The organism is Polaromonas sp. P1_E1_2 (genome assembly GCF_056406035.1).
The window spans coordinates 1-4,299 of record NZ_JBFUAZ010000371.1; the positions used below are offsets into that span (position 1 = coordinate 1).

A 4,299-nucleotide genomic window follows, 5' to 3' on the forward strand; every position below is an offset into this window, starting at 1 on the left:
GGCAACGTGCGATAAAAAATTCTGCGAGAGCGGTTCCGAGCAAACGGCCAGCGGCGCTGTCTACGGGATAGTGAACGCCGGCTACTGTGCGGTTGACTGCAATACGGGCCGCGAGCCGTTCCAATTGTTCTTTGTATTTGTGGCCTGACGGCAGTAGTGTGAGCAACACCGTGATAATTATGAAGGCTTCAGTCGCATGCCCGCTTGGCCAACTTGCGTGCCCAGGCGTAGGAATCATGGGTTGTATTTGTGGCGAAAGCTCCACAGGGCGTGGACAAGCGAAAGCGTGCTTGAGGCGCATTTCTACGTCAATTGCCAAGGCAAGCATTAGCGTCACGAGCTCCATCGTCCATTTGTGCCGGTGATCGGTTAGTCCTACGACTGAGCCCCAGAAGGGAGTTAAGCTGGACATTTGCGCCAGAATTTCCACCCCTCTGTCCTCCCGCAGTTGGGCGTAATTTTCAACCAATTGAAGTTGTTGCCGGAAGACTGCCACGTCGGGCCTGACGAAGGTGGCAAGCTTCATGTTGGATAGCGGCTTTTGCGTCAGGTCTACAAATTCGACTGCGATTTCTTTTGCAGACTGATTGACCTGAAAGTGCAAACCCGACACCAGTTCCAAGCCGCAAACTTGCAATCTGGGCATCACATCCCACTGGACGAGGCGCTCTGGTTTGTCCAGCGGCACCGGAAGGTCAATCGGGAATACGGCACCCTTGAATGGGCCGACCAGCGCTGCCCGACTCCTGATGAGAGCGTCCGAAAGCAGGGGGCTGGGGCCCGTGCCACCCGTACCTCCGGTCCCGCCAGTACCACCTGTGCCACCTGTGCCGCCAGTGCCGCCAGTGCCGCCCGTACCACCTGTGCCGCCGGTACCRCCAAGCAAACTAAAAATACTCATAAAAAACCCCCTGAAGTAGTGTTGTTAATATGGCAGGCCAGCTTTTTGAAGGGCTGCGGACCAAGTTTTCCCTATCTCATACTGACTGCTTGGGCTGCGTGCTAAATAGCTGCGCACTGTTAAAGCGGGTTCTAATCTCAGCAGCTCGGCAACGGTCTTTTCTGCTTGGTCAAGCTGCCCTAAGTTCACCTGGGCAACTGCCAAGGTTCGCAGGCTGGACGTATGCGTGCGGTTGGCTCGAAGCGATAGAGTGATTAGTTCTAGAGCCTTGGCGTATTGACCCGCTGAATTGGCGGCGGTGGCCGCCAAGGAGAAGTAAAAATACCGAAGTGGATCAAGCGGTGAAAGCTTTAGGGCTCTTTCGGTCCCCACAACGGCCATATCTCCTTCTCCTTTAAACGCRTGCATTGTCCCCTTGAGCAGCCACGCTAGCGAATCATTAGGATTGATGCTAAGCGCCTGTTCGTAGCGTTGAGAGCCTGCGTCTAGCTGTCGTAGAAGGTTCGTGTATATGAATCCTTCTACGGTGAGGGCGAAAGCACAGTCCGGCTCACTATCCATGGCCTGCTTGGTGCAATTCAACGCGAGTTGAGCCTCTTTCGCAGAGTCTGTGGACCACCCCTGTTGCACGCGAAGTACATGCCACTTGGCTAACCATGCGTGCGGCATTGGATGCCGACGGCTACGGTCAATCAGATGCTCCAGCATCTGCCGGGCTCGCTCGAAATCTGAGGGGGAGTTTCTATGCATGAGTGCGACAGCACCGAGTAACAGCGTATATCCTTCAAGATTGGGTAAAGATTGCCTTCGTGCTTTCTCAAGTTGTTGCGCCATGACTGACGAGCTAATGGCAGAAACCAATCGTGCGATCAGTTCATCGTCTGCCGCAAATAAGCCGTGTACTTGACCCTTCAGACTGTCCGCCCAGAGGATGTGACCTGTCTTTGCTTCGATCAACTCAACGAACAACGCCAACTGTGTTCCGGCGCTGCGGCATGTGCCAGACAAGATATACGTAGCGCCCAAGTGGGTCCGTATGTCTTCCATTGCCTCCGGACGTTCCCTAAACACAGTGGTCGAAAGACGCGAGATCACATGAAGTTCGGAGGTGCGGGACAAAGCGGCAATCACTTCGTCGGCCAAGGCCTCGCCAAGGAGTTCATGTCCCGGCTCGCTGCTGCGCATCGCGAAAGGGATCACCGCGATAGTCGGCCGCAAGTTCAGCTGGACTGCGGTGCCGGACGGTATTACCGGTGCATTGCCTGGCGGCCCGATCCGGTACGCCCTGATCGGCTCTTTGACGTGTTTGAGGTGGCATTCCCCCAAGTCTTCAACATCTGCGTCCAGCACGGACGAGACTTGATCACGTAGATCGGACGTCACGACTATCTCACCGGGCCCCGCCAAAGTACAGACGCGCGCTGTCAAATTCACGTCTGTGCCGTAAATGTCATGCTGGTCGGTCACAAAGCTCGCCAAATGGCCGCCCATGCGCAGATGCATCTGTTGCTCTGGGCGGAAGGCAGCATTGGCCCGTTGGCAGAAGTGCTGAATAGCGAAGGCTGCTTTGACAGACCCTTGGGCGCCGGCAAATTCCAGCATTAAACCGTCCCCCAGGCTTTTGACGATGCGCCCGCCATGCAGCGGCAGAATTTGCTGCTCAATCTGCTGTACCAGTTCTTGCCACCGCCGCACAAAACCATCTTGATCCTGCTCCATGATCCTGACGGACTCCACCACATCCATGACCAGCAGCACCTTCGTGCTTCGGTTCATGTGTGCCGGTAATTCCATTAGGGAGTGCATCGTAAGCGGTGTAACAATTTTTTACCTCCTCATTTTGTAGGAGGAAGTGCGCGTAATAAACACCTGATGTGCTACGGGCTCCTCTGTTGCCTCGCAGTGTTGTATCAGTGTTGAATTGTCGGTCATTCAGAGGAGTGAACATCAATCAATAGTTCACAAAAACCTCGCGTTGTGAGAATAGGGGCTGGTAGGTCGGATGCCGCAAGGCGGCGCGGCATTGTTGGTCCTTCGCGTGCGAAAACGCCTCGCAGCGACACGACAGGATGCAAGCTGCCGTTGTAGCCGGCTGCGTGCTCATGCCGGTCAAGTCTAATCTTTTGGTTAGCCGCACATCATAGAAACCACCGGTGACCACTTTTGATCAGGTGATCAGGGGCTGTGTCAGGCGGCTTACTCAGAGAGTGCAGATAGTGCCGGGCCGGCTCAAGCAAGGCTGAGAGTCTTTTGCTGTGCAGCCTGTTGCGCCAGCGTCTTGTAAAACGGCGTGAAGTCCGGCTCCGTCAGCCGCAGCAGCGCTTCAAAACTGTCGATCACAAAATACTGCTGCTGGAAGCTGTCGATCTTGTAGGTCGACGACATGCAGCGCAGCAGGTCGGCATTGTCCCGCAGCGCGATGCGCCTGGGCTCTGCAGACTCCACGCTCCAGGCCAGTTCGCCGGGGCTGCTGAGAATGCCGGCGCCGTAGGCGCGGACTTCATCGTTGCCTTGTTTGTCGCGCATCAGGCCAAATTCGATGGTGTACCAATACAGGCGCGACAGCATTTCGACCGCGCCGGGAATCGGCTGGGCGCCGTGCTCCAACGCATGCGCTTTCAGCGCGCCCTTGCCATAGGCCTGGATGTGATCGGCGTAGCTCGGGTCGAACAGCAGCGGCACGTGGCCGAACAAATCGTGAAAGATGTCGGGCTCGACGATGTAGTCGAATTCGGCCGGCGTGCGTATCCAGTCCGTCACCGGAAACTTGCGATTCGCCAGCAACGTGAAAAAGGGCACCTCGGGAATCAGCCCCGGCACACCCACCAGCTGCCAGCCAGTGGCTTTGAAGAGCCGCTCGTTCACGTCTTCAAACCGCGGGATGGCATCACTTGCGCCCAGGCTGGGCAGGGCTTTGATAAATGCGCTGCAGGCCCGGCCCGCCAGAAGCGCCGTCTGCCGCGTGTAGAGGCGCCGGTAGGTGTCGTGGTCTTGCGCGGTATAGGCCGCGTAGTTTTGGGGGCAGGTGTAGTCCGCATTGACCTGGCCGCCACGTGCGTAGTCACCCCGCGGCGGGCGGTCAGACTGGCCGTAGACTGCCGGCGGTGGCGTGTTGCTCTCTACTTCAGCCATTGGCTCTCCACGCGCTGGTAGTCACCGCTGGCTTTGGCCAGGTGCAGCCACTGGTCCACGTAAGCTTTGAACGTCACGTCCCCGCGCGGCAACAGGTAAGCCATTTCGCCGTACTGCAGCGGTTTGTCGGGGTTGATCGCGCACAGGCCCGGCTTCAGCCTCTGCTGGGTGATCGCCTCGGCCGATTCGGTGACGAAGACATCGGCGCGGTTGGCCAGGATTTCGTCAAAGATCGTCAGGTTCTCGGGGTTGAGCCGCATCTGCGC

General features: G+C 57.2%; 4 protein-coding genes. All 4 read right to left on the reverse strand.

Annotated features, from left to right (window positions below; all coding sequences use genetic code 11):
• The coding region (locus AC1D1P_RS15855; RefSeq protein ID WP_477673636.1) for a phosphatase PAP2 family protein at positions 1-688 on the reverse strand (688 nt) is incomplete at its 3' end.
• Between the two features lie 237 nt (positions 689-925).
• On the reverse strand, positions 926-2,677 hold the full coding sequence (locus AC1D1P_RS15860) for a tetratricopeptide repeat protein (RefSeq protein WP_477673637.1): 1,752 nt from the start codon (positions 2,675-2,677) through the stop codon (positions 926-928).
• A gap of 453 nt (positions 2,678-3,130) precedes the next feature.
• On the reverse strand, positions 3,131-4,033 hold the full coding sequence (phhA, locus tag AC1D1P_RS15865; RefSeq protein ID WP_477673638.1) for a phenylalanine 4-monooxygenase: 903 nt from the start codon (positions 4,031-4,033) through the stop codon (positions 3,131-3,133).
• A partial coding sequence (locus tag AC1D1P_RS15870; RefSeq protein ID WP_477673639.1) for a type 2 periplasmic-binding domain-containing protein occupies positions 4,021-4,299 on the reverse strand: 279 nt, incomplete at its 5' end. The genes AC1D1P_RS15870 and phhA, both read right to left, overlap by 13 nt.

What these genes read in the sequence shown, in the direction of transcription:
- phhA (WP_477673638.1), bottom strand. Translation starts at nt 4,033, where the DNA reads ATGGCTGAAGTAGAGAGCAACACGCCACCGCCGGCAGTCTACGGCCAG.